At 37.6% G+C, this 22,234-nt stretch carries 20 protein-coding genes; 12 read left to right on the forward strand and 8 right to left on the reverse strand.

Going from position 1 to position 22,234, the window contains the following annotated elements; all coding sequences use genetic code 11:
• Positions 1-36 precede the first annotated feature (36 nt).
• The 3 genes from FHT21_RS09025 (at position 37) to FHT21_RS09035 (ending at position 2,637) form a co-directional block, all read left to right on the forward strand.
• Positions 37-588: a hypothetical protein gene (locus tag FHT21_RS09025; RefSeq protein WP_167294355.1), complete on the forward strand. Its 552-nt coding sequence runs from the start codon at positions 37-39 to the stop codon at positions 586-588.
• 95 nt (positions 589-683) lie between these two features.
• Entirely contained in the window at positions 684-1,214 is a 531-nt protein-coding gene (locus FHT21_RS09030) for a DUF3347 domain-containing protein (RefSeq protein WP_167294356.1), read from the forward strand.
• 133 nt (positions 1,215-1,347) lie between these two features.
• Positions 1,348-2,637 (forward strand): citrate synthase, encoded by a 1,290-nt coding sequence (locus tag FHT21_RS09035; RefSeq protein WP_167294357.1) that lies wholly within the window; start codon positions 1,348-1,350, stop codon positions 2,635-2,637.
• A 60-nt stretch (positions 2,638-2,697) separates the two neighbouring features.
• Here FHT21_RS09035 and FHT21_RS09040 read toward each other — a convergent pair whose 3' ends face one another.
• From FHT21_RS09040 to FHT21_RS09060, 5 genes are all read right to left on the reverse strand, one after another.
• Positions 2,698-3,813: a DUF3667 domain-containing protein gene (locus FHT21_RS09040; RefSeq protein ID WP_167294358.1), complete on the reverse strand. Its 1,116-nt coding sequence runs from the start codon at positions 3,811-3,813 to the stop codon at positions 2,698-2,700.
• Positions 3,814-3,827: 14 nt separating this feature from the next.
• Complete coding sequence (locus tag FHT21_RS09045) at positions 3,828-5,207, reverse strand: nucleoside permease (protein ID WP_167294359.1); 1,380 nt, start codon at positions 5,205-5,207, stop codon at positions 3,828-3,830.
• Between the two features lie 184 nt (positions 5,208-5,391).
• Entirely contained in the window at positions 5,392-6,006 is a 615-nt protein-coding gene (locus FHT21_RS09050; RefSeq protein ID WP_029275168.1) for a bifunctional nuclease family protein, read from the reverse strand.
• Between the two features lie 51 nt (positions 6,007-6,057).
• The gene (locus tag FHT21_RS09055) at positions 6,058-7,026 is read right to left on the reverse strand and encodes an electron transfer flavoprotein subunit alpha/FixB family protein (RefSeq protein WP_167294360.1); all 969 of its coding nucleotides are present in this window, start codon (positions 7,024-7,026) and stop codon (positions 6,058-6,060) included.
• A 61-nt stretch (positions 7,027-7,087) separates the two neighbouring features.
• On the reverse strand, positions 7,088-7,825 hold the full coding sequence (locus tag FHT21_RS09060) for an electron transfer flavoprotein subunit beta/FixA family protein (RefSeq protein WP_167294361.1): 738 nt from the start codon (positions 7,823-7,825) through the stop codon (positions 7,088-7,090).
• Positions 7,826-7,956: 131 nt separating this feature from the next.
• Between FHT21_RS09060 and FHT21_RS09065 the strand changes: the two genes are divergently transcribed.
• From FHT21_RS09065 to FHT21_RS09075, 3 genes are all read left to right on the forward strand, one after another.
• Entirely contained in the window at positions 7,957-8,292 is a 336-nt protein-coding gene (locus FHT21_RS09065) for a tetratricopeptide repeat protein (protein WP_167294362.1), read from the forward strand.
• 35 nt (positions 8,293-8,327) lie between these two features.
• Entirely contained in the window at positions 8,328-9,545 is a 1,218-nt protein-coding gene (gene chrA / locus FHT21_RS09070; protein WP_167294363.1) for a chromate efflux transporter, read from the forward strand.
• Between the two features lie 90 nt (positions 9,546-9,635).
• Positions 9,636-10,253 (forward strand): porin family protein, encoded by a 618-nt coding sequence (locus FHT21_RS09075; RefSeq protein WP_167294364.1) that lies wholly within the window; start codon positions 9,636-9,638, stop codon positions 10,251-10,253.
• Between the two features lie 60 nt (positions 10,254-10,313).
• Here FHT21_RS09075 and dnaB read toward each other — a convergent pair whose 3' ends face one another.
• On the reverse strand, positions 10,314-11,876 hold the full coding sequence (gene dnaB, locus FHT21_RS09080) for a replicative DNA helicase (protein ID WP_167294365.1): 1,563 nt from the start codon (positions 11,874-11,876) through the stop codon (positions 10,314-10,316).
• A 200-nt stretch (positions 11,877-12,076) separates the two neighbouring features.
• Between dnaB and rlmB the strand changes: the two genes are divergently transcribed.
• Positions 12,077-12,844: a 23S rRNA (guanosine(2251)-2'-O)-methyltransferase RlmB gene (rlmB, locus tag FHT21_RS09085; RefSeq protein WP_167294366.1), complete on the forward strand. Its 768-nt coding sequence runs from the start codon at positions 12,077-12,079 to the stop codon at positions 12,842-12,844.
• A 163-nt stretch (positions 12,845-13,007) separates the two neighbouring features.
• Here the strand turns inward: rlmB and FHT21_RS09090 are convergent, their stop codons facing one another.
• Together FHT21_RS09090 and FHT21_RS09095 are read right to left on the reverse strand one after the other, a co-directional pair.
• Entirely contained in the window at positions 13,008-14,099 is a 1,092-nt protein-coding gene (locus FHT21_RS09090) for a mannose-1-phosphate guanylyltransferase (protein ID WP_167294367.1), read from the reverse strand.
• 15 nt (positions 14,100-14,114) lie between these two features.
• Complete coding sequence (locus FHT21_RS09095; RefSeq protein WP_167294368.1) at positions 14,115-15,083, reverse strand: KpsF/GutQ family sugar-phosphate isomerase; 969 nt, start codon at positions 15,081-15,083, stop codon at positions 14,115-14,117.
• A gap of 91 nt (positions 15,084-15,174) precedes the next feature.
• Here FHT21_RS09095 and recQ point away from each other — a divergent pair, with 91 nt between their 5' ends.
• The 5 genes from recQ (at position 15,175) to FHT21_RS09120 (ending at position 22,210) form a co-directional block, all read left to right on the forward strand.
• Positions 15,175-17,364 (forward strand): DNA helicase RecQ, encoded by a 2,190-nt coding sequence (recQ, locus tag FHT21_RS09100; RefSeq protein ID WP_167295535.1) that lies wholly within the window; start codon positions 15,175-15,177, stop codon positions 17,362-17,364.
• 82 nt (positions 17,365-17,446) lie between these two features.
• Positions 17,447-18,259 carry a 3-deoxy-8-phosphooctulonate synthase gene (gene kdsA / locus FHT21_RS09105; RefSeq protein ID WP_167294369.1) on the forward strand — a complete coding sequence of 271 codons (813 nt, stop codon included), beginning with the start codon at positions 17,447-17,449 and terminating at the stop codon, positions 18,257-18,259.
• Positions 18,260-18,480: 221 nt separating this feature from the next.
• Complete coding sequence (locus FHT21_RS09110; RefSeq protein ID WP_167294370.1) at positions 18,481-19,104, forward strand: 2Fe-2S iron-sulfur cluster-binding protein; 624 nt, start codon at positions 18,481-18,483, stop codon at positions 19,102-19,104.
• Complete coding sequence (locus FHT21_RS09115; protein ID WP_167294371.1) at positions 19,101-20,084, forward strand: xanthine dehydrogenase family protein subunit M; 984 nt, start codon at positions 19,101-19,103, stop codon at positions 20,082-20,084. The genes FHT21_RS09110 and FHT21_RS09115 overlap by 4 nt, the downstream gene beginning before the upstream one ends.
• 2 nt (positions 20,085-20,086) lie before the next feature.
• Positions 20,087-22,210, forward strand: coding sequence for a xanthine dehydrogenase family protein molybdopterin-binding subunit (locus tag FHT21_RS09120; protein WP_167294372.1), 2,124 nt, complete (start codon positions 20,087-20,089; stop codon positions 22,208-22,210).
• Positions 22,211-22,234 lie beyond the last annotated feature (24 nt).

Raw genomic sequence — 22,234 nt, forward strand, 5'->3', positions numbered from 1 at the left:
ACTAAACCCTTAATTGATAACTTAAAATATCTAAGAATGAAAACAATTACTAAACTTTTTGCAACAACATTAACGGCCTTTGCAATTTTAACCTCAACGAATTTAAAGGCCCAAACAATGGGAGCCACCGAATCTACGACAAGAGAAAGTGGAATGGCATTTAAAATTGGTGCAGGCGTAAATTATGGGATATTTCCAGATAGATCTGAAATGGATTACGGTTATGGTGCAGATGTAAAACTTCAGTATGATTTAAGTCCGTTTGTAGCAGTAACAGCTTCTGGTGGTTATACCCGCTTAAAATGGAAAGGTAGCCCACTTAAATTCGAATTTATCCCTTTATTAGGCGGTGTTAGGGTATTCCCGATTGAAAGAATGTACCTGGCTACTGAGCTTGGCTCAGGTTTGGCCATTAAAGAGGGGGCCAATATGAACTTTATCTATACCGGTGGTTTAGGTTACGAATGGAAAAATGGTCTTGATCTTGGTGTGAAATACGAAGGTTATGTAAACAATAGTGCTTCCGATCTTTACTTCATGAAAACCGGGCAATTTAACTTGAGATTAGCTTATAATTTTAAATTATAATTAAAACATCATATAATTTAAAGTCCCGATGAAAATCGGGACTTTTTTATTTATTTACCATTTTAATTACTATTTTGAGCCGAAAACCAAATACAATGAAAAGAATATTCGGATTAGCAATACTTACCGCATTAATGGCCTGCAACCAGGCTGATAAAAAATCTACAGAAACTAACGATTCAACAAAAACCGATTCAGCATCGGTGAAAAATGAGATTTCTATAAAAGACAAGCAGAAATCGGAAATCTTTAATCAATATGTAGATTTAAAAAATGCACTGGTAAAATCAGATTCAGCAAGTGCACAAAAATCTGCAGCACAGTTACAAACGAGTTTAGCTGCTTATAAAGGTTGTGAGCCTACTGCAGCTGTTGCTGGCAAAATTGCTGCAAGCAATATTCTCGTTTCGCAAAGAAAAGATTTCACGGTTTTAAGTGCCGATTTGATCGCTTTACTTAAAAATGCTGAAATAGAAAAAGGCACAATTTATGTTCAGCATTGCCCGATGGCTAACAAAGGAGATGGAGGTGACTGGTTATCAACCGAAAAGGAAATTAAAAACCCTTATTACGGCAAAGAAATGTTAACCTGTGGCAGAGTTGCCGAAGAAATCAAAGCAAAATAAGATTTCAGATCCTGTTTAATTAAGCATGATTGTTACGTCATTTTGACTAATTATTCATATTAATTTAACAGATTTGTTATGCATGTATATTAATTTTATATAATTTAGAAAGCTATAAACACAATACAATAATATGTCAGATATTGCAGAGATAAAAGTTGATGGTAAGACAGTTGAATTGCCAGTAATTACAGGAACAGAGGATGAAAAGGCCATTGATATTTCGAAATTAAGAGATCTTACGGGCTTCATAACTTTAGATACTGGTTTTAAAAATACTGGTTCTACAAAAAGCAAGATCACTTTTTTAGATGGTGAAAAAGGCATTTTAAAATATAGGGGATATTCTATTGAAGAGCTTGCCGCAAAATCGAGTTTTTTAGAAGTGATTTATCTGATTATTTATGGTGATCTTCCAACGCAGGCTCAGTTAGAAGGGTTACAGGCAGAAATCAGCAAACATACACTCATCCATGAGGATATGAAGAAATTTTTTGATGGTTACCCATCAAGATCTCACCCAATGGGTCAATTGGGCTCCTTGATCTTCTCATTATCTACATTCTATCCTGAGTGCTTAAAACCAAATCAAACCGCAGAAGAACAAAATTTAACCATTATCAAACTTTTGGCTAAATTCCCAACCATTGTTTCTTTCGTTTATAAAAAATCATTAGGCCACCCACTTATTTATCCAAAAAATAAGTACGATTATGTTACCAATTTCCTTTGGATGACATTTGGGCAACGCACCGAAGATTATGATGTAAACCCGATTGTTGTTAATGCCATGAATAAATTGCTAATTCTGCATGCAGATCATGAGCAAAACTGTTCGGCATCTACAGTGCGTATAGTAGGTTCATCTGATTGTAATTTATATGCTTCAATTGCTGCTGGTATTGCTGCACTTTGGGGTCCACTACATGGTGGTGCTAACCAGGCGGTGATCGATATGTTAGAATTGATTAAAGCTGATGGCGGAGATACAGAGAAGTGGATTGCAAAAGCGAAAGACAAAAACGATCCATTCCGTATGATGGGCTTTGGACACAGGGTTTATAAAAACTTCGATCCAAGAGCTAAAATTATTAAAAAAGCTTGTGATGATATCTTAGAAAACTTAGGCATTGATGATCCGATTTTAGAAATTGCTAAAAAATTAGAAGAGGCAGCTTTAACTGATCAATACTTCATCGACCGTAAGTTATATCCAAATGTAGATTTCTATTCAGGTATTATTTACCGCGCATTAGGCTTCCCATCGGAAATGTTTACCGTTCTGTTTGCTTTAGGCCGTTTACCAGGATGGATTGCACAGTGGAAAGAGATGCACGAAAACAAAGAACCGATAGGTCGTCCACGTCAGATTTATGTTGGCGAAACCGACAGAGAATTTGTTGAACTTAAGGATAGAAAATAATCCAAATAAAAAATCCCTTAATTATTTAAATTAAGGGATTTTTTTTGTGCTCTTCTTTATTTAAACGGCTATGTAGTAGATTAGATTCATCATAACGGCTTCGGTGATGAAAAGTGATACCGCGTAAAGTATAAAAATCATAAACATTTTGCCGATAACTTTTTCCCTTTGGTAAAAGATCTTAAGTGCATTAAACATGTACCAACAGATCCAGGCAATAACTGCAAGTGAAATAATATTCTTCATTACGCCTTTGCCACCAAAAACATATTTTACCAGCGGCTGTGTAAAAATTTGCACCACAAAATAAGCCGTCATACCATGAATAGTAAAAATCAGGTGATCGAGATAATAAATATGATTTTTCCTGAAATTCCACATAATAAACAAAGCCAGTAAAGGCATCAGTAAAAAATACTGTTTGGGTCTGTTATGCTCTAAAGTATCCTGTATTACTTCTGATTTTTCTCCAATTGTAATCGAACGCTTCTTAACCAATCTTTCGTACCAGCTGTCTTTTTCGGTTATTGGTAGTGTCTTTTGTCTTGCCAGGTACGCTTCATAGGTACTATCATTTCTATTGTTATGGATCTTACTAAATCCATCAATGATATCAGTTAACGAATCGGAGCTTTTCGCTTTATTCATTTTCTTTAAATCTGCCAAAACTATACGCTGCTCATTAAAGCTTAGATTTTTAAACTCCTCCTTATCCATCTCTTCTTCAAAACCTTTTTTAGCTTTATTCAGTATATTGGGTGCCTTATCCGCTATCCCAATTTTATTTAAAACATTTTGCGCACTGTCTAGTGCTGCTTTCTGTTCAACTTTCGAAACTGCATGCTCTTTTTTCTTTGATTTATGTTCAGGAGAATAAGCCACTAAAAAATAAACAATGGAAACAAAGATGTACATGCTTACCGGATTGATGTACCTGGCTCTTTTACCAGCTAAATAATCGAGTGTAACTTTTCCGGGCTTTGTTAAAAGAGGAGTGAGGGTTTGAAAGAATTTATTGTCGAAATGAAAGTAATGTGCAATACTGTGACTGATAAAAGCCCAGAAACTTTCTTTTAATTCTAAATTTGGCTGACCGCAATCGCTACAATAATGTTTCTCAACATGAGCGCCACAGTTTAAACAATTGTGTTCTTTTCTATACTTACCGGCTGACATGGGATAAATGGAAATTATAAATGATTAATGGCTTCTACTTCTGCTCGTGTATGTTTGTGTTTAAATATCACAACAAAAACGATTGCAATAACAAGTACATAAATGGTAAAAGTTAACCAGATGTTATGCCAGTCTTTTACATCAAGCGCCCTGCTCAGATCTCCATTAGGTAATACATCAATTCCTTTATTTTTAAGGAATTTAAGCAGGTGTACATTATCTTCCTCACTTTTAACGTATTTGGAGAGCGAGCCAATAGTATGGTAGTAAGTGGTAAAGAAATGGCTAATCATCCAGCCAGAAACCAAACTGCCAAACACGGCACCAAAGCCATTGGTCATCATCATAAATAGACCTTGTGCTGAAGAACGGATTTTTGGCGTAGTTGATGTTTCTACAAACAGCGATCCCGATATGTTAAAGAAATCGAATGCCATGCCATAAACAATGCATGAAGTGATGATCATCCATAGGTTGGTTGATGGATCGCCATAAGCGAATAAACCAAAACGCAGCACCCAGGCGAACATCGCAATTGCGATTACCCATTTAATTCCAAATCTTTTCAAAAAGAAGGGAATAGCCAGGATAAAAAGCGTTTCTGATACCTGCGAAATGGATAAAATAATGGTAGAATATTTAATTACGAATGACTCTGCAAAAACAGGGAATAATTTAAATTCATCTAAAAAAACATCGCCATAAGCATTGGTTAGCTGTAAGGCTGCACCTAAAAACATCGAGAAAATAAAAAACAAAGCCATTTTGTAATCGGCAAAAAGTTTAAAAGATTCGAGTCCGAGCTTTTGTGCAAATGTTTTCTTATCGCTTATTAAGTTTAAGGGCTTACAAGCGGGCAGCGTAAAAGAGTATACCCCCAATAACAACGCACTTATTCCTGCAATATAGAACTGGTTGGCACTGGCTTTATTACCTGTTAAATTGGTAATCCACATGGCAGCAATAAAGCCAATAGTACCCCACACCCTAATGGGAGGGAAGTCTTTTATTACATCGAAATTGCCGTTCTTTAAAGTAGTATAACTAATAGAATTGCTTAGTGCTATTGTTGGCATGTAAAAGCACATGGCTACCAGCATTACCCAAAAAAAACTATGCGGACTTTCTACTTGAGGTAAATAAAACATAGTGGCTGCATAAAGGATATGCAAGATAGCGTAAAGCTTCTCTGCATTGATCCATTTATCGGCAATGATACCTGTAATGGTTGGCATAAATAATGATGCAATGCCCATTGTAGAGAAAATTATCCCAAAATCTGCGCCATCCCATTGTTTGGTTCCGAACCAATAATTTGCAATTGTAATTAACCACGCAGCCCATACAAAGAATTGCATGAAACTCATTATAGTTAAGCGAAACTTAACGTTCATAATAATAGTTTAGTTTGAGTTATTGAAAGTAAAAGCTGAATATAGAACTATTTTGAATGATAATCCAAAATGAGCCCAAATTATTTTAAACAATTTGGGTCATCTTAGAATTTAGCTTTTTATTTAGAGATTTTTAGCAAAAATCTGAAGGAATTTTGATGGATGAATATTTTTTAAAGAAAAATTAAGAGGTTCCGCGTTTGTTTAGTTCGTCTCTTAACCGTGCTGCCTTTTCATAAGCCTCTTCAGCAATAGCTTCCTGCAATTTTTGTTGAAGTTCTTCTAAGGTAAGATCGCCAAAACCTTGTTGCTGGGTTGAGGTAGGCAAGCTATCTGCTTCAGGTTCTTTTGCAATAGAATCCATGTTTTCGAGGAAAAGAAAATCATTACCTTCTATCACAATACCTGCAGAAGCCAAAATAAATTCGTAAGTATAAATCATCGCATTAAACCGGACAGCTAAAGCAATAGCATCTGATGTTCTGGCGTCAACTTCGTGTGTATTTTTACCATCACTACAGATCAACTTAGCATAAAACACACCGTCAACCAGATTGTATATAATAATTTCCTGAATATTGATATGAAAAGTATCAGCCATTGATTTGAATAAATCATGTGTTAATGGCCTACTAGGAGTCATTTTCTCAATTTCTATCGCAATGGCCTGTGCCTCAAATGCACCAATAATAATCGGTAGGCGGCGGCGTCCATTTACTTCTCCTAAAACAAGGGCATAAGCACCAGATTGAGTCTGGCTGTAAGATAAACCTACAATATCTAATTTAACTTTTTTCATATTTATGATAAGACCTTATAAGTTTTAAAAACCTATAAGGTCTATAAGATATTATCCCTTATGTGCTTTTAATGCTTCAATTAATTTGGGTACAACCTCAAAAGCGTCGCCAACAATACCATAATCGGCCACTTTAAAGAAAGGAGCTTCTGGATCTTTGTTGATTACAACAATCACTTTTGACGAACTCACACCCGCTAAATGCTGGATAGCCCCAGAAATACCGATAGCAATATAAAGGTTAGGGCTAATCGCAATACCAGTTTGACCAACGTGTTCTGAGTGTGGTCTCCAGTCTGCATCCGATACCGGTTTAGAACAGGCTGTAGCAGCCCCCAACAAACCAGCTAATTCTTCGATCATTCCCCAGTTTTCTGGTCCTTTTAAACCCCTGCCAGCAGAAACTACCAATTCTGCATCAGGCAACGAAACTTTATCAGTTGCCCTAACAATTTCTTTAATAACGGTTCCTAAATCTGATTGTTTAATATCTGCAGCAAAGGTTTCTATTGCAACATCTGTAGCATTTTCTTTAACACCAAACGCATTCGGGTTTAAGGCGATTACTTTATTAGCCGATGTTAACTCTGTAATAGCAAACGCTTTACCTGAAAAGGCAGTTTTTTTAACCGAAAATTTACCATCAGTACTCGGTAATTCTACTGCGCCATCAGCTAAACCAGCTTTAAGTTTTACTGCAATACGCGGTGCTAAACCTTTACCAGAAAAAGAGTTAGACAAAACTATAATATTGGCACCTTCTTTTTCTGCTGCTGCAGCAATAACACTCGCATAAGCCTGATTTACAAAGGTTTTTAATTGGTCGGCATTTACATTTAATACCTTTGATGCACCGTATTTACCTAATTCTTTTAATTCACTGTCGGCAACATCGCCAATAGAAATTGCGGTTAAATTAGTTGATTGTTGATCGGCAATGGCTTTGGCATAAGATACGGCTTCAAATACAGATTTCTTAAATTTCCCCTCAGCTTGTTCTACATATACTAATACTGACATATATTTATTTCTTTATCCTTAACAGGATGGTGTAAACGATTTGATTTATTATGACTTAAAACTAGATTACTTTAGCTTCACTATGAAGTAAGCCAATTAACGATTCTGTTTGATCAGCAGGAATTAACTTAACCGTTCCGCGAGGAGCAGGAGTTTCATATTTGGTTACCTTGGTTAGCTCTTCTACAGCAACTGCATCTACCACCGTTAATGGTTTAGTTCTAGCGCTCATAATACCGCGCATATTCGGGATTTTGGGTTCTGCTACACCTTCAGCACAACTTGCAATAAACTTACCAGAAACGGTTAGAACTTCTTTACCACCTTCAATTTCTCGTTCAATTGTCGCTGTATCGCCATCAATAGTTAATTTTTTGATGATAGATACTGAAGGGATATCTAAAAATTCGCCAACCATAGCAGCCACCTGGTTACCGTTGTAATCGATAGACTCGCGACCAGTTAAAATAATATTGAAATCTTTGTCTTTCGCATATTCTGCAATCTGTTTTGCTACAAAATAAGCATCTCTTGGTGCCGCATTAATCCTAATTGCATCATCTGCACCAATTGCAAGCGCTTTTCTGATGGTTGGATCGTTACCCGCTTCGCCAACATTGATCACAGTTACTGTTCCTTTTCCGCCTTCAGTTAATTCAATTGCACGTGATAAAGCAATTTCATCGTATGGATTAACAATATATTGCACTCCCGACGTATTGAATTCGGTATTATCATTAGTAAAAGTTATTTTTGTCGTTGTGTCTGGCACGTTACTGATACAAACTAATATTTTCATATGTTAATAGTGGTTTTTATTACTATGAACGATCTGGAACTAAAATTGTTTAGCTGTTGATCGGTTCATATATGATATCATTATTATATAAGGTCTTTCTGCAAATTTAATTAAAAAAGCAAGGAATTAAAATGTCATCCACCCGATTAAGCAAGTTATTAGAATTTTTAGAAAGCGATCCTAACGATCCATTTATACTATATGCCTTAGCCACAGAGTATAATGCGCAAAATGATAAAGAAAAGGCCTATTCTTTTTACCTTCAGTTAACTGATAAACACCCTGATTATGTAGGTACTTACTATCATTTAGGCAAGTTATTCGAAAAAGACGATCAAAAAGAAAAGGCTATCGCTATTTATCAGAAGGGTATGGAAGTTGCCCGCAACAAAAGAGACATGCATGCTTTTTCTGAATTACAGGGCGCATATAATACCGCAGCGGGATTAGATTATGAAGACGACTAGGTCAGTTTTTAGTTAACAGTTATCAGTTTAAATTAATGCAAAACAAACCTATCGCTGCAAAAAAACAGTGGTTATTTATTAGAAACGTAATCTTTTTTACATTTACTTCATTTGGAGGTGCACAGGCACACCTTGCACTGTTGCTTAAATACTTTGTTCAGAGCACTAAATTTATTTCTGAGGAAGAACTTTTAGAGTTAAATGCACTGGCGCAGGTACTCCCTGGACCAGCATCTACACAAACCCTGGTTGGGATAGCCTGGAAAGTTGGAAAGCTTAAACTGGCCATTATTACTTTCCTGATCTGGATATTACCCACAGCCACCATAATGACCTTTGCAGCAATTAGTTATGCTTTGCTCGATCAAAAACAAAAGTTTAACGATATTTTAGAATATATCCAGCCAATTGCACTAGGTATTGTAGCTTATGGCGCATGGAAACTTGGTAAAAAGGTTTTATCCTCACAGGTTTCCATATTCCTGGCTACCGCTTCGGTTATTGCTACATTGGTTTTAAGAAATGCTTATGTATTTCCATTATCAATATTGATTGGCGGAATGATCTCTTCGGCCATCGAAACACCAAAAGAGGAAACAGAGTTAAGGGTTAAACTTTTTTCAAATATCAATCCTCGAAAACTGATCTACTTTTTAGGTGCTTTGCTCTTGTTCGCATTGGTAGGTGCAATTATAAACCGAACTTCGCCTTTTAGCTTGCCCATTCGCTTACTCGAAAACTTTTACCGTAATGGAATATTGGTTTTTGGAGGAGGGCAGGTGCTTGTTCCTTTAATGTTTACCGAATTTGTAGAGATGAAACATTATCTGCCTTCATCAGGGTTTTTATCTGGCTTTGCACTCCAGCAAGCTTTACCTGGGCCAACATTTTCTTTTACCAGCTATTTGGGTGCACTAAGCATGAAGAATTTTGGATACGGATTATGGGGCCAAATTTTAGGCGGATTGATCGGAGTAATTGGCATTAACTTACCTGGACTAATCCTCGTTTTATTTATTGTACCGTTTTGGGATGATTTAAAAAAAATCTCCAGGATCCGTCATAGTCTTTCCGGAATCAATGCTGTTAGCGTTGGATTTATTATTGCTGCTTTTGTGCTTCTTTTAATACCAATGGGCTTTAACTGGATATTTTTTGGGATTATGATCGCCACATTTCTACTGCTTAACTTCACAAAAATAAGTCCACCGATTATCGTATTGGCAGGTATTCTTATCGGATATATTTTTTAATCCCTCATACTATTTTCAAATCGGTTGTTGATTTTTCAATAACTTGCTTTTTAGTTTTATCTTCGCCAAAATTTAAAATCAGATAAAATTATGAAGAAACTATTAACGCTTTTATTATGCGCCGGCTTAGGCGTGACCAGCCAGGCACAAGAAAAAAACAGTCTTGAATTAGGAATTCATGTTGGCTATAATCTGGCCACCGTATCAACAAGTAACCAAACGAACAGTGACTACAGAAATGGCTTTAACGTTACAGCGGTTGGAGATTATTTCTTTTCAGACAGATGGAGTATAAAGGCAAAGATCGGGTATGATCAAAAAGGCTGGGACAGTGGTTATTTAACCAATTTGGATAATGGGCAAAGTTTTACTACTGATTATCATATCAATTACCTCACCATTCCGGTAATGGCGAACTGGCATTTTGGTAAGAAAAGAAACTGGTATTTAAACTTTGGTCCGTATTTTGGCATTTTATTGAATGCAAGCGAAACAAAATTTAATACCGACCTAAAGAATTTTATCCACAACAGGGATATCGGCATAGATTTAGGCATTGGCGTTAAATTACCAGTGGCCAATAAAGTAAAGGTATTGTTAGAACTTGATGGACAATCAGGTCTTACTGACGTATTTAAACAAAATCAAGGTTATCAGATTAGAACAGTAAGATCAGGCATTAATGCAGGTTTGCTTTTTAGCTTATAATATTAAAAATAAAAATGCCCCCAAATATAAAATTGGGGGCATTTTTATGATCGAATTATTTTAAAACGGTGGATCGTCATCATTATAATCGTCCATTTTTGAGGGACGGATAATTACGTTGCTCTGTTTTTCAAAATCCTGTGATGGATACATTCCAGCTGAAGGATCGGCAGCGAATGAATTTGGTGGAGCATTAAAATCATCTTCCAGATCCTGGAATTTCACAAACTTACCTACGAATTTAAGCGGAACAATTCCGGTTTCACCGTTACGGTGTTTTGCGATAATCACCTCGCCAATACCTGCCTGCGATCTTCCTTGCTCATCTTCGGTAATACCATAATATTCAGGACGATACAAAAACAAAACCATATCCGCATCCTGCTCAATTGAACCAGATTCACGTAAATCGGATAACATAGGCCGTTTTCCCTGTAAACCTGGCCTGCTCTCTACTGCACGACTTAACTGTGATAATGCCAGCACAGGCACATCTAGTTCTTTTGCAACAGATTTTAGTGCCCTCGAAATACTACCAATTTCCTGCTCACGGTTACCACCACCTTTTCCTTCGCCTTTACCATGCATTAACTGCAAGTAATCGACAATTACCAATTGAATATCGTATTGTGATTTTAATCTTCGGCATTTTGCCCTGAACTCGAAAATATTTAATGCAGGTGTATCATCAATTAATAGGGGAGCTTCGGTTAAGCGGCCAATTTTGCTGTGTAACTGCTGCCATTCCCATTCCTGTAAATTTCCTTTTCTGATTTTTTCCTGCTCAATTTCTGCTTCTCCGGAAATTAAACGATTAACCAGCTGAACTGACGACATCTCTAGCGAGAATACTACTGTTGGTTTTGCAAAATCGACTGTGGCATTTCTCGCGCAGGTTAGTACGAAAGCCGTTTTACCCATCGCCGGACGTGCAGCAATAATTACTAAATCTTGCTTTTGCCAACCACCAGTTATTCTGTCTAATCCTGTAAAACCTGTTGGCACACCTGTTAAACCATCGGTTTTAGTACGAAGTTCTTCAAGCGTAGCTAATGATTGCTTGATAATATCGTCCATTTTCTGTGTATCTCTACGCAGGTTATTTTGGGCAATTTCAAAAAGTCCCTTTTCAGCCTGATCTAAGAGATCGAAAATATCTGTAGTATCTTCGTAGGCATTTGTAATGATTTCGGTAGAGATTCTGATCAGCTCACGTTGAATGTATTTCTGAGAAATAATACGGGCATGAAACTCAATATTTGCTGCAGAAGCAACACGGTTAGTTAAGCTCGTAATATAATATGCACCGCCAACTATTTCTAGAGAACCTAAAGTCCGCAGTTCGGCAGTTACAGTTAAAATATCAACCGGACGAGATTTTTGAAATAAAATATGAATCGCTTCAAAAATTTTCTGATGGGCAATGTTATAAAAAACCTCTGGTTTTAAAACATCAATTACAGCAGAAAGTGCATCTTTTTCGAGCATTAATGCTCCAAGAACTGCTTCCTCAAGATCTAACGCCTGAGGAGGGATTTTCCCTTGTGAACTTATGGTATTACTTAACCTGCTTTTTCTAGCAGTCATACTGTTCTTTCCGCCTTGTTCATTATCGATACTCATTCAACAAAAGTAATTAAATTTTGATGTGGTTGCTCGAATTAGTTACTAGCTGTTTGTTAACAAATTGAAGCATAATCAGATTAAATTTTATTGGATTTATGATGCCGTAAAAATTTTTAAACAATTAAATGTTAATAAGGCGTACATTGTTTAAGGCGAAAACATTTTATTTGAATACTTTTGCCTAACAATTTAAAAACATGGATAATTTTAGAAGACCGCAACGCGCAAAAGAGAATAATGAGTTTGTATTCGGTATCAGGGCCGTAATAGAAGCCATTAAAGCAGGAAGAGACATTGAAACCATTTACCAGCAACGCGGTCTGGGCGGCGATCTTTTTTTAGAATTAAAAGCCCTGCTAAAAGATACTTTGATTCCCTTAAACTCGGTTCCGATTGAAAAGCTGAACCGCATGTCGCAGAAAAACCATCAGGGTGTAATTGCTGTAATATCTCCAATTACCTATCAGAATATTGAAGATATTATCCCTGCAGTTTTCGAAAAGGGCGAAGTTCCATTAATTTTGGTATTAGATAGCGTGACTGATGTGCGTAATATGGGCGCAATTGCACGTACGGCGGCTTGTGTAGGCGTTCATGCTATTGTTGTTCCGTTAAAAAATGCAGCGCAGATCAATGCAGATGCCATTAAAACATCAGCAGGTGCATTATTCAGCATTCCGATTTGCCGACATGCCAATCTCCACAAAACCTGCTTATTTCTACAGGAAAGTGGCCTTCAGATTGTAGCCTGTACCGAAAAAACCAACGATTTTATTTATGCGCCAGATTATACCATGCCCACAGCAATTGTAATGGGCTCAGAAGATGAAGGAATTTCTAACGATCTTTTAAGGGTGGCCGATCATTTAGCTAAAATACCAATGGCTGGAAAAATCGAATCGTTAAATGTTTCGGTAGCTGCCGGGGTAATTTTATACGAAGCAGTTAGACAGAGAACGGTTTAGAGCGGAAAAGGGAAGATGGGTGATAGAATTTAGATTTGCAGCTCCATCTCGCCGAGACTCGTTATCCTGAACTTGTTTCAGGATCTATAAAACGAACTTAATGTAGATAATGTAAAATGGATAATGAGAAATTATACTACATCATCCATTTTACATCATACCTTTATATAAACTTGTTTCCAAATCTGGATTTAACCTCCGCAACAAACTCTTTAACTCTTTGCTCTTCGTTTCTTGGGCAAATCATGAGCATATTATTGTTTTCAACTACAATGTAATCATGCAGCCCTTGTAAAACAACCAGTTTATCTTTTGGAACATTTACCATACAGTTCGATGAGTCGAACATCAATACCTGCTCTGAAGGAATAACGGCATTACCTACATAATCTTTCTCAGCCATTTCATAAATTGAGGCCCAGGTTCCTAAGTCAGACCAACCGAAATCAGACGGTAGCACATAAACATTCTCTGCTTTTTCCATAATACCAAAATCGATTGAAATATTGGTACATTGAAAATAGGCATTATTGATAAATTCTTTTTCGCCAGCTTTGTTCAATTCAGACCTTCCAATATTAAATATTTCGTACATGTCTGGCAGGTGTTTTTCGAAAGCGCTTAAAATCGCTTTTGCCGACCAAATAAATATTCCGGCATTCCATAAGAAATCGCCGCTCTGCAAAAATGATTTTGCCAATTCTAAATTTGGCTTTTCGGTAAAAGTTTTAACTTTATGCAGATCGGTATCTGTATTGAGCACATAATCTGTATGCTGAATATAACCATAGCCTGTATCAGGGCGGTTTGGTTTGATACCCAAAGTGATTAAACAATCATTTTTTGATGCAGCCGCTAAAGATTGCTCAATAGATGCTACAAATCCATCAATATTGGCAATGGTATGATCAGAAGGTGCAACCACAATTGTTGCATTAGGATTTAACTCAGCTATTTTTAAACTTCCATAAGCAATACAGGGTGCCGTATTTCTCATTAAAGGCTCAGCCAAAATCTGGTTATCTGTTAATAGTGGTAATTGCTCTTTAATTAAATCTGAATAAATTTCGTTGGTAACGATAAATATATTTTCAGGAGGACAGATATTTAGAAATCTTTCGTAAGTGCTTTGAATCAGGGTTTTTCCAACACCGAAAAAATCGATAAACTGTTTTGGATACTCCGTTCTGCTTACTGGCCAAAAGCGACTTCCGACACCACCGGCCATAATTAATGCATAATAGTCTTTATTCATTTTATAAATTAAAAATTACACGATACCTTCATTTAAAAGATCGTGTAAATGGATCATGCCAAAGTAAGTATTTTGTTCCAATACTAACAACTGCGTTATATTGTTTTGTTTAATAATATCTAAGGCATCAACGGCTAAAGCATCAAATTGTACGCTCTTTGGTGTTCTGCCCATGATATCTTCGGCTTTTAAGTTTGCAATAGAATTGTTATTTTCTAACATCCGCCTAATATCACCATCAGTAATGATGCCTAGTACCTTATCGTCGTTATCCACAACAGCAACAGCACCTAAACGGTTTTTACTAATTTCTATCAGCACATCTTTAACTGAGGCAGATGGATGTATAGCCGGTTTTTCGTTAGATAGAGCAAGATCGCGGGCTTTTAAATATAATTTTTTGCCTAACGATCCTCCTGGATGATACTTTGCAAAATCTGATTCATTAAAATCTCTACATTCTAATAAACAAATAGCTAAGGCATCGCCCAATGCTAACTGTGCCGTTGTACTGGTAGTAGGCGCCAAATTGTGTGGACAAGCTTCTTTTTCGAAAGAAGTGTTCAAAATCAGATCAGCCTGCTCCGCTAAAAAAGAATTCAGCTCACCAACCATTCCAATTAGAAGGTTGCCAGATGTTTTTAACAAAGGGGTAAGCACTTTTATTTCTGGCGTATTTCCACTTTTAGAGAGGCAGATTACAATATCATCTACCTGTATCATTCCCAGATCGCCATGAATAGCATCTGCAGCATGCATAAAAATAGCAGGTGTACCAGTTGAATTAAAAGTAGCCACCATTTTTTGTGCAATGATTGCACTCTTTCCTATACCCGTAACAATTACCCGTCCTTTGCCATGTAAAATGCTTGATACGACTTTTTCAAAATCGTTGTTAATATTCTTGGCAACATTTAATATTGCTGCTGCTTCAAGCTCTAATGTGCTTACAGCTGATTGGATTATTGATTTTTTACTTTTCAAAGAGAAAATAATTGTTTGTTAATACTTGAAATTCTTGTAAAATTATGTTATTTTGGATACAAAAATAGCATCGCATATTTTATTACACAAAATGGACGTGAAAAAGTCGTTATTTGATAACCTACAAAATTTCTTCGGGTTTGATAATTTCAAGGGTGATCAGGAGTCGATCATTACCAATATTTTAGAGGGCAATAACACGTTTGTTATTATGCCTACAGGCGGAGGGAAGTCTATTTGCTATCAGTTACCTGCTTTAATGAGCGAAGGAACAGCAATTGTGATCTCTCCACTAATCGCATTGATGAAAAACCAGGTAGACCAATTAAGGGCTTTTGGTGGAAATGACAGTATTGCTCATTTTCTTAATTCATCCTTAAACAAATCTGAAATTACTCAAGTTAAATCTGACCTCTTAAGCGGGCAGACTAAATTATTGTATGTTGCGCCCGAGTCTCTGGCAAAGCAGGATAATATTGAATTTTTAAATCTGATTAAAATTTCTTTCGTTGCCGTTGATGAAGCGCATTGTATTTCTGAATGGGGACACGATTTCAGACCAGAATACCGTAAGATTAAACAGGTTATTGCAGGATTGGGGAATAACATTCCAATTATTGCACTAACCGCAACTGCCACACCAAAAGTGCAACAGGATATTATGAAGAATCTTGGTATGACGGAAGCAACGTTATTCAAATCATCATTTAATAGGCCTAACTTATTTTACGAGATCCGCCCTAAAAGAGACATTACCAAAGAGATTATTAAATACATCAAGTCTAATCCAGGTAAATCAGGTATTATCTATTGCCTCAGCCGTAAAAAAGTAGAGGAAGTTGCCGAAGCCCTGAACCTCAACGGAATCAGCGCTTTGCCTTATCATGCCGGTTTAGATCCAAAGGTTAGGGCCGAAACGCAGGATAAATTTTTGATGGAAGATGCGGAGGTGATCGTTGCAACCATCGCCTTTGGTATGGGGATCGACAAACCCGATGTCCGCTTTGTAATTCACCATGATGTGCCTAAAAGTATGGAGGGTTACTACCAGGAAACTGGCAGGGCCGGACGTGATGGAGGCGAAGGTGTATGCATTGCTTTCTACTCCCAAAAAGATGTAGATAAGCTGGCCAAGTTTATGAAAGATAAACCGGTTTCTGAAAGAGAAATTGGTACACAGATATTAAAGGAGGTGATTGATTATGCCGAATCTGGCGTTTGCCGCCGTAAGCAGATTCTTCACTATTTCGGCGAAAACTTTAACGAAACAGGCTGTAACTGCATGTGTGATAACTGCAAAAAGCCTAAAAAACAGTTTGATGCCGAAAGTCAGTTATCTACCTTATTAAAGTTTATTGAGAAATCTGGAGAGAAATTCGACGATGCACATTTACTAAACGTTTTCTTAGGCTTAGAAACAGCGCAAACCATTGCCTACGAACATAGTAAGGTTCCAGAATTTGGAATTGGTAAAGAAGAAGGTGAGTTGGTGTGGAAATCGATTATCCGCCAGGCTGTTTTAAATAATTACCTTTTTAAGGATATTGATAATTATGGCTTATTAAAGTTAACTAAGCAAGGAAGAGATTTTATTGTTAATCCTTATAGCCTTAAATTTATACTAAATGAACCCATAGAGAACGGTGCTGATGACGATGATGATGATGTAAAACAAGGCACAGGTGCTTTAGACACCCATCTTTTATCATTGCTTAAAGAACTACGTAAAAAAATTGCGAAGCAGAAAAGCGTTCCGCCATTCGTAGTTTTCCAGGATCCATCTTTAGAGGAAATGTGTACCCATTATCCGATCACAATGGAAGAGCTTCGTCAGATTTCTGGTGTAGGCTCGGGTAAAGCAATGAAATTCGGGACACCTTTTATCGAATTGATCAAAAAGTATGTCGAGGATAACGATATCGAACGTCCTATTGATTTGATTATTAAAACTCAGGCCAATAAGTCGCAGATGAAAGTTTCGATCATTCAAAATATCGATAGACAGATTGGTTTGGAAGATATTGCCGATTCGAAAGGCATTACTTATGAAGAAATTCTGAAAGAAGTAGAATCGATTGTAAATTCTGGTACTAAACTTAACCTGAACTATTTCATTGATGAGGTGATTGATGATGATAGACAGGATGAAGTTTTTGATTATTTCAGAGCAGCCGAAAGCGATTCTATAGATGAAGCGCTTAATGAACTTGGCGAAACCGACTATACCCGTGAAGAAATTCAATTGATGCGGATTAAATTCATGTCAGAACTAGGAAATTAAAAACCAGATTTGAGATATGAGACATTAGATTTGAGACAAACTCATATCCAAAAGCTCATATCTCATATCTCACATCTCAAAAATGATAAACTACTTAGATAAATTAAAAAATACAGATTCAGGAAATTTCTTTTTAATGGCTGGTCCATGTGCCATTGAAGGCGAGGATATTGCCATGAGAATTGCCGAAAAGATTATTACGATTACCGATAAACTACAGATTCCATATATATTTAAAGGTTCGTACCGGAAAGCTAATAGAAGCAAAGGAAGTTCTTTTACCGGCATTGGCGATGAAAAAGCTTTACGTATTTTAGAAAGGATTGGCAGAGAATTCGGTGTACCAACTGTTACCGATATCCATGAAAGTGCTGAGGCTGCAATGGCTGCCGCGTATGTAGATGTGCTGCAAATTCCTGCATTTTTATGCCGCCAAACCGATTTGTTAATTGCTGCAGCAGAAACCGGAAAAGTAGTTAACGTTAAAAAAGGACAATTCCTTTCTGCAGTTTCAATGAAATTTGCTGTAGAAAAAGTAAGAGAAGCTGGTAACCATAAAGTAATCTTAACTGATAGAGGCAATACATTCGGTTATCAGGATTTGATTGTTGATTATCGTGGATTACCGGAGATGCAGAGTTTTGGAGTACCTGTAGTGATGGATTGTACACATTCATTACAACAACCCAATCAAAGCAGTGGGGTAACAGGGGGTAAACCAGAACTGATTTCAACCATTGCCAAAGCGGCAATTGCAGTTGGTGCAGATGGTTTATTTATCGAAACACATCCTGATCCTGCAAATGCAAAATCGGACGGTGCCAATATGCTACATTTAGACCTATTAGAAGAAACCTTAACAAAACTGATCCGGATAAGACAGGCGATATTATAATACATAAGATCGAAACAATACCTGAAGTAATTGGGTTTTATATTTATTGATGTTAGCTCCTAGGTGTAACTTTTCCTTTACTTACCAGTTTTAAGGGGGCTAGCCTTGGTTTTTTTATATTAAATTTAGAGATGGAAATACCTGGAAACCTAGCGTAGTTATATCAAAGAATTTATAAAAAAGGCGAACCTGGGCGCACATCCATATATAAATGTCCAACTATGAAATCTTCCGATCAGAAACCAAATCAAGGCGATAGCAGGCGCGATTTCCTCAAAAAAAGCTCAGTAATTACTGCCATTGCATTAACGCCCGGTGTTGCAGTTAAAGCAGCTGAAAGCAATGCGGACGAACGTTTTGCCGAACTTTTTGAAAAAATCCCCTTAAAACTTACGGTAAACAATAAAGCTTATCAAACAACAGTAGAGCCGAGGATAACACTTTTAGATTATCTGCGTGAAGAATTACACTTAACAGGTACTAAAAAAGGATGTGACCATGGCCAATGCGGCGCCTGTACCGTTCATGTTGACGGGCAAAGGATAAATTCTTGCCTCAGTTTGGCGGTAATGAATGAAGGAAAGAAAATCACTACGATTGAAGGTTTGGCGGATGGTAATACTTTACATCCCATGCAGGCTGCATTCGTTAAGCACGATGGTTTTCAGTGCGGTTATTGTACGCCTGGTCAGATCATGTCGGCTGTAGCCTGTGTACGCGAAGGCCATGCCAACTCAAGAGATGAGATAAGCGAATATATGAGTGGAAACATTTGTAGATGTGGCGCTTACCCTAATATAGTTGATGCAATTATTGAAGTGAAGGAAGGAGGTCAAATCATATGATCAACTTTCAATATCTAAGAACCACCACAGCCAAATCAGCAATTGCTTTGTTGGCAAAAGATAAAAACGCAAAATTCCTTGCAGGCGGTACAAACTTAATTGATCTGATGAAAAGAGGGGTTACTGCACCTGAAAAACTCATCGATATCAATCACGTTCCGCTAAAACAGATCGAGCAGATTGGGAATAAAATCCATATTGGTGCCCTGGCTTCCAATTCTGCGGTTGCAGATCATCCTCTGATTAAAGAAAAACTACCACTTCTTTCATGGGCTTTGCAGGCAGGGGCATCAGCGCAGCTAAGAAATGTAGCCACTGTTGGCGGTAACATGATGCAGCGTACACGTTGTGGGTATTTTTACGATATCGAAATGCCCTGTAATAAACGTCAACCAGGAACAGGGTGTGGTGCCATGGAAGGTTTTAACCGGATGCATGCTATTTTCGGAACTTCAGAGAAATGTATTGCCGTTCATCCCAGCGATATGTGTGTAGCTCTTGTTGCTTTAGATGCTGAAGTGGTATTGGCCCATGCCAAAGGGGAACGTAAAATATCATTTAAAGATTTTCATCGCTTAGCAGGAGATACCCCTCAGTTAGACAACAATTTAAAGGTTGATGAAATGATTATTCGTTTAGAAATCCCTATAAATAACCTGACTAAAAATTACCATTATCTTAAAGTTAGAGATAGGGCTTCTTATGCTTTCGCGCTCGTATCGGTAGCAGCGGCATTTGAGATCGTCAATAATAAAATTATTGATGTTCGATTAGCGATGGGTGGAGTAGCACATAAACCCTGGCGTTTAACTGCATCTGAGAATTTTCTAAAAGGAAAAGAAGCCATCTTAACCAATTTTGAGCAGGCCGCGCAATTGGCCATGAAGGATGCAAAAGGCTTTGGAGGAAATGACTTCAAACTAAAACTGGCACCCAATACGATTATTGAAGCATTAAATCTTGCAAAATCAAAAGCCTAGTTATGGAAAAGCGCATGTTAAAAGACGATAATGATCGTGTAGATGGAATCTTAAAGGTTACCGGTCAGGCTAAATATTTCGCTGAATATGAATTACCTGGCTTAACTTATGGTGTTTTGGTAACCAGTACTATTACCAAAGGTAGAATTACTGCACTAAATACTAAAGATGCAGAAAAAGCTCCAGGGGTAATTGCTGTGATTTCGCACCTGAATAAGCCATCGGCTGCTGCTTACGAGCAGGAGGGTGGTCCACAGATGAAGATTTTTTACACCGACAGGATTTTTTATAACGGACAGCCAATAGCAATCGTGGTAGCCAACACTTTTGAAAGAGCAACTTATGCCGCCTCATTGGTTAAGGCCACTTACACTAAAGAAGAATTTAATACCGATTTTGAAAAAGCGCTAAAAGATCCTAAGGCTAAAAAGCTGCAGGGGCAGGCTGATTATAAACGCGGTGAGGAAAACGCTTATAAAAATGCAGAAGTAAAGCTCGAAGAAAGATACTTTCTACCGATTGAAACACATAACCCTATGGAACTTCATGGGATTATTGCCGATTGGCGACCAAATAACCAACTCACCGTTTACGCCAAAACACAAGGGGTAAAAGCTACTCAAGGTACTATTGCAAATGTTTTTAAAATTCCGATGGAAAATATCCAGGTGAATTCGGAGTTTGTTGGAGGTGGTTTTGGCATGGCATTACGCACGTGGCCGCTTGAAATTGCAACGGTGATGGCTTCTAAACACATTGGTAGACCTGTAAAAGTGGTTATTACGCGGATGCAGATGTTTACCATGGTAGGAAATCGTCCGGCAGCGATACAAACTATTGGTTTGGGCGCAAATAAAGATGGTAAATTAACAGGTATTACGCATAGGGCTTATGGCGAAACTTCAACTTATGAGAACTTTACCGAAGGCGTGGTTAACATGGCGAAGTTTATGTACCAATGCGATAACGTAAATACTTCTTACGCGATTGTACCAGTTGACCTTGGTGTACCCATATGGATGCGCGGACCAGGTGAAGCAACCGGAGCTTTTGCGCTCGAAAGTGCAATAGATGAGATGGCGCATGCTTTAGATATGGATCCATTGGATTTTAGAATCAAAAATGATCCAGAAACCGATCAGCAGAAAAATAAACCATTTTCGAGCAAGAATATTAAAGAAGCCTATAGAATCGGGGCAGAGAAAATAGGATGGAACAACCGGAAAAATAAACCAGGCAGTTTGGTAGAAGGACCATGGCAAACGGGTTATGGAGTGAGTGTTGGCGTGTTTAACGCCAATAGAGGTAAGGCCAGCGTGAAAGGTACTTTAAAGGCTGACGGGTCACTGCTTTTACAAAGTGCAACCAGCGATATTGGTCCCGGAACAGGAACTGGTATGACTTTAATTGCCAATAAATTAATGAAGATCCCTGTAAATAAAATTACATTTGAGCTTGGCGATTCTTCTTTGCCACCAGCACCAAGTCAGGGTGGTTCGGCTACATTATCTACGGTAGGCTCGGCCGTAAACGACGTTTGTGTAGCGTTAAAATCTGCAATTGCAGAGCTGGCCGCAAATTCAAATATGGATGCAACGGCTAATTTTGTTGATGTTTTAAAAAAGAACAATCTTCCACAAATAGAAATAACCAAAGAGAGCCAGAGCGGTAAGGAAAAAGATAACTACTCCATGTACTCTTTCTCCATCCATTTTGTACAGGTAAAGGTTCATTCACTAACAGGTGTAGTAAAAGTTAGTAAAATTGTTTCTGTGGGCGATTCGGGCACCATTGTAAGTCCGAAAACAGCCCGAAGCCAGATGCTGGGTGGTGCTGTTGGCGGCATAGGAATGGCTTTAACCGAAGAATCAATAATCGATCACCGCTATGGAAGATACATTAATAACAACTTTGCCGACTACCATGTTCCGGTAAACGCCGATGTACCGGAGATCGATGTTAATTTCATTAATAAACCCGATCCCTACATTAATCCGATGGGAGCAAAGGGCATGGGCGAAATTGCCTTAATCGGTTTTTCTGCGGCTGTAGCCAATGCCGTTTTTAATGCCACCGGAAAAAGAATCAGGACATTACCGATTACACCGGATAAAATATTGGCATAATCATTCGTTGAATAATACCCATAA

Origin of the sequence: Pedobacter sp. SG908 (genome assembly GCF_011759615.1) — a bacterium.
Taxonomy (GTDB): Bacteria; Bacteroidota; Bacteroidia; order Sphingobacteriales; family Sphingobacteriaceae; genus Pedobacter; species Pedobacter riviphilus.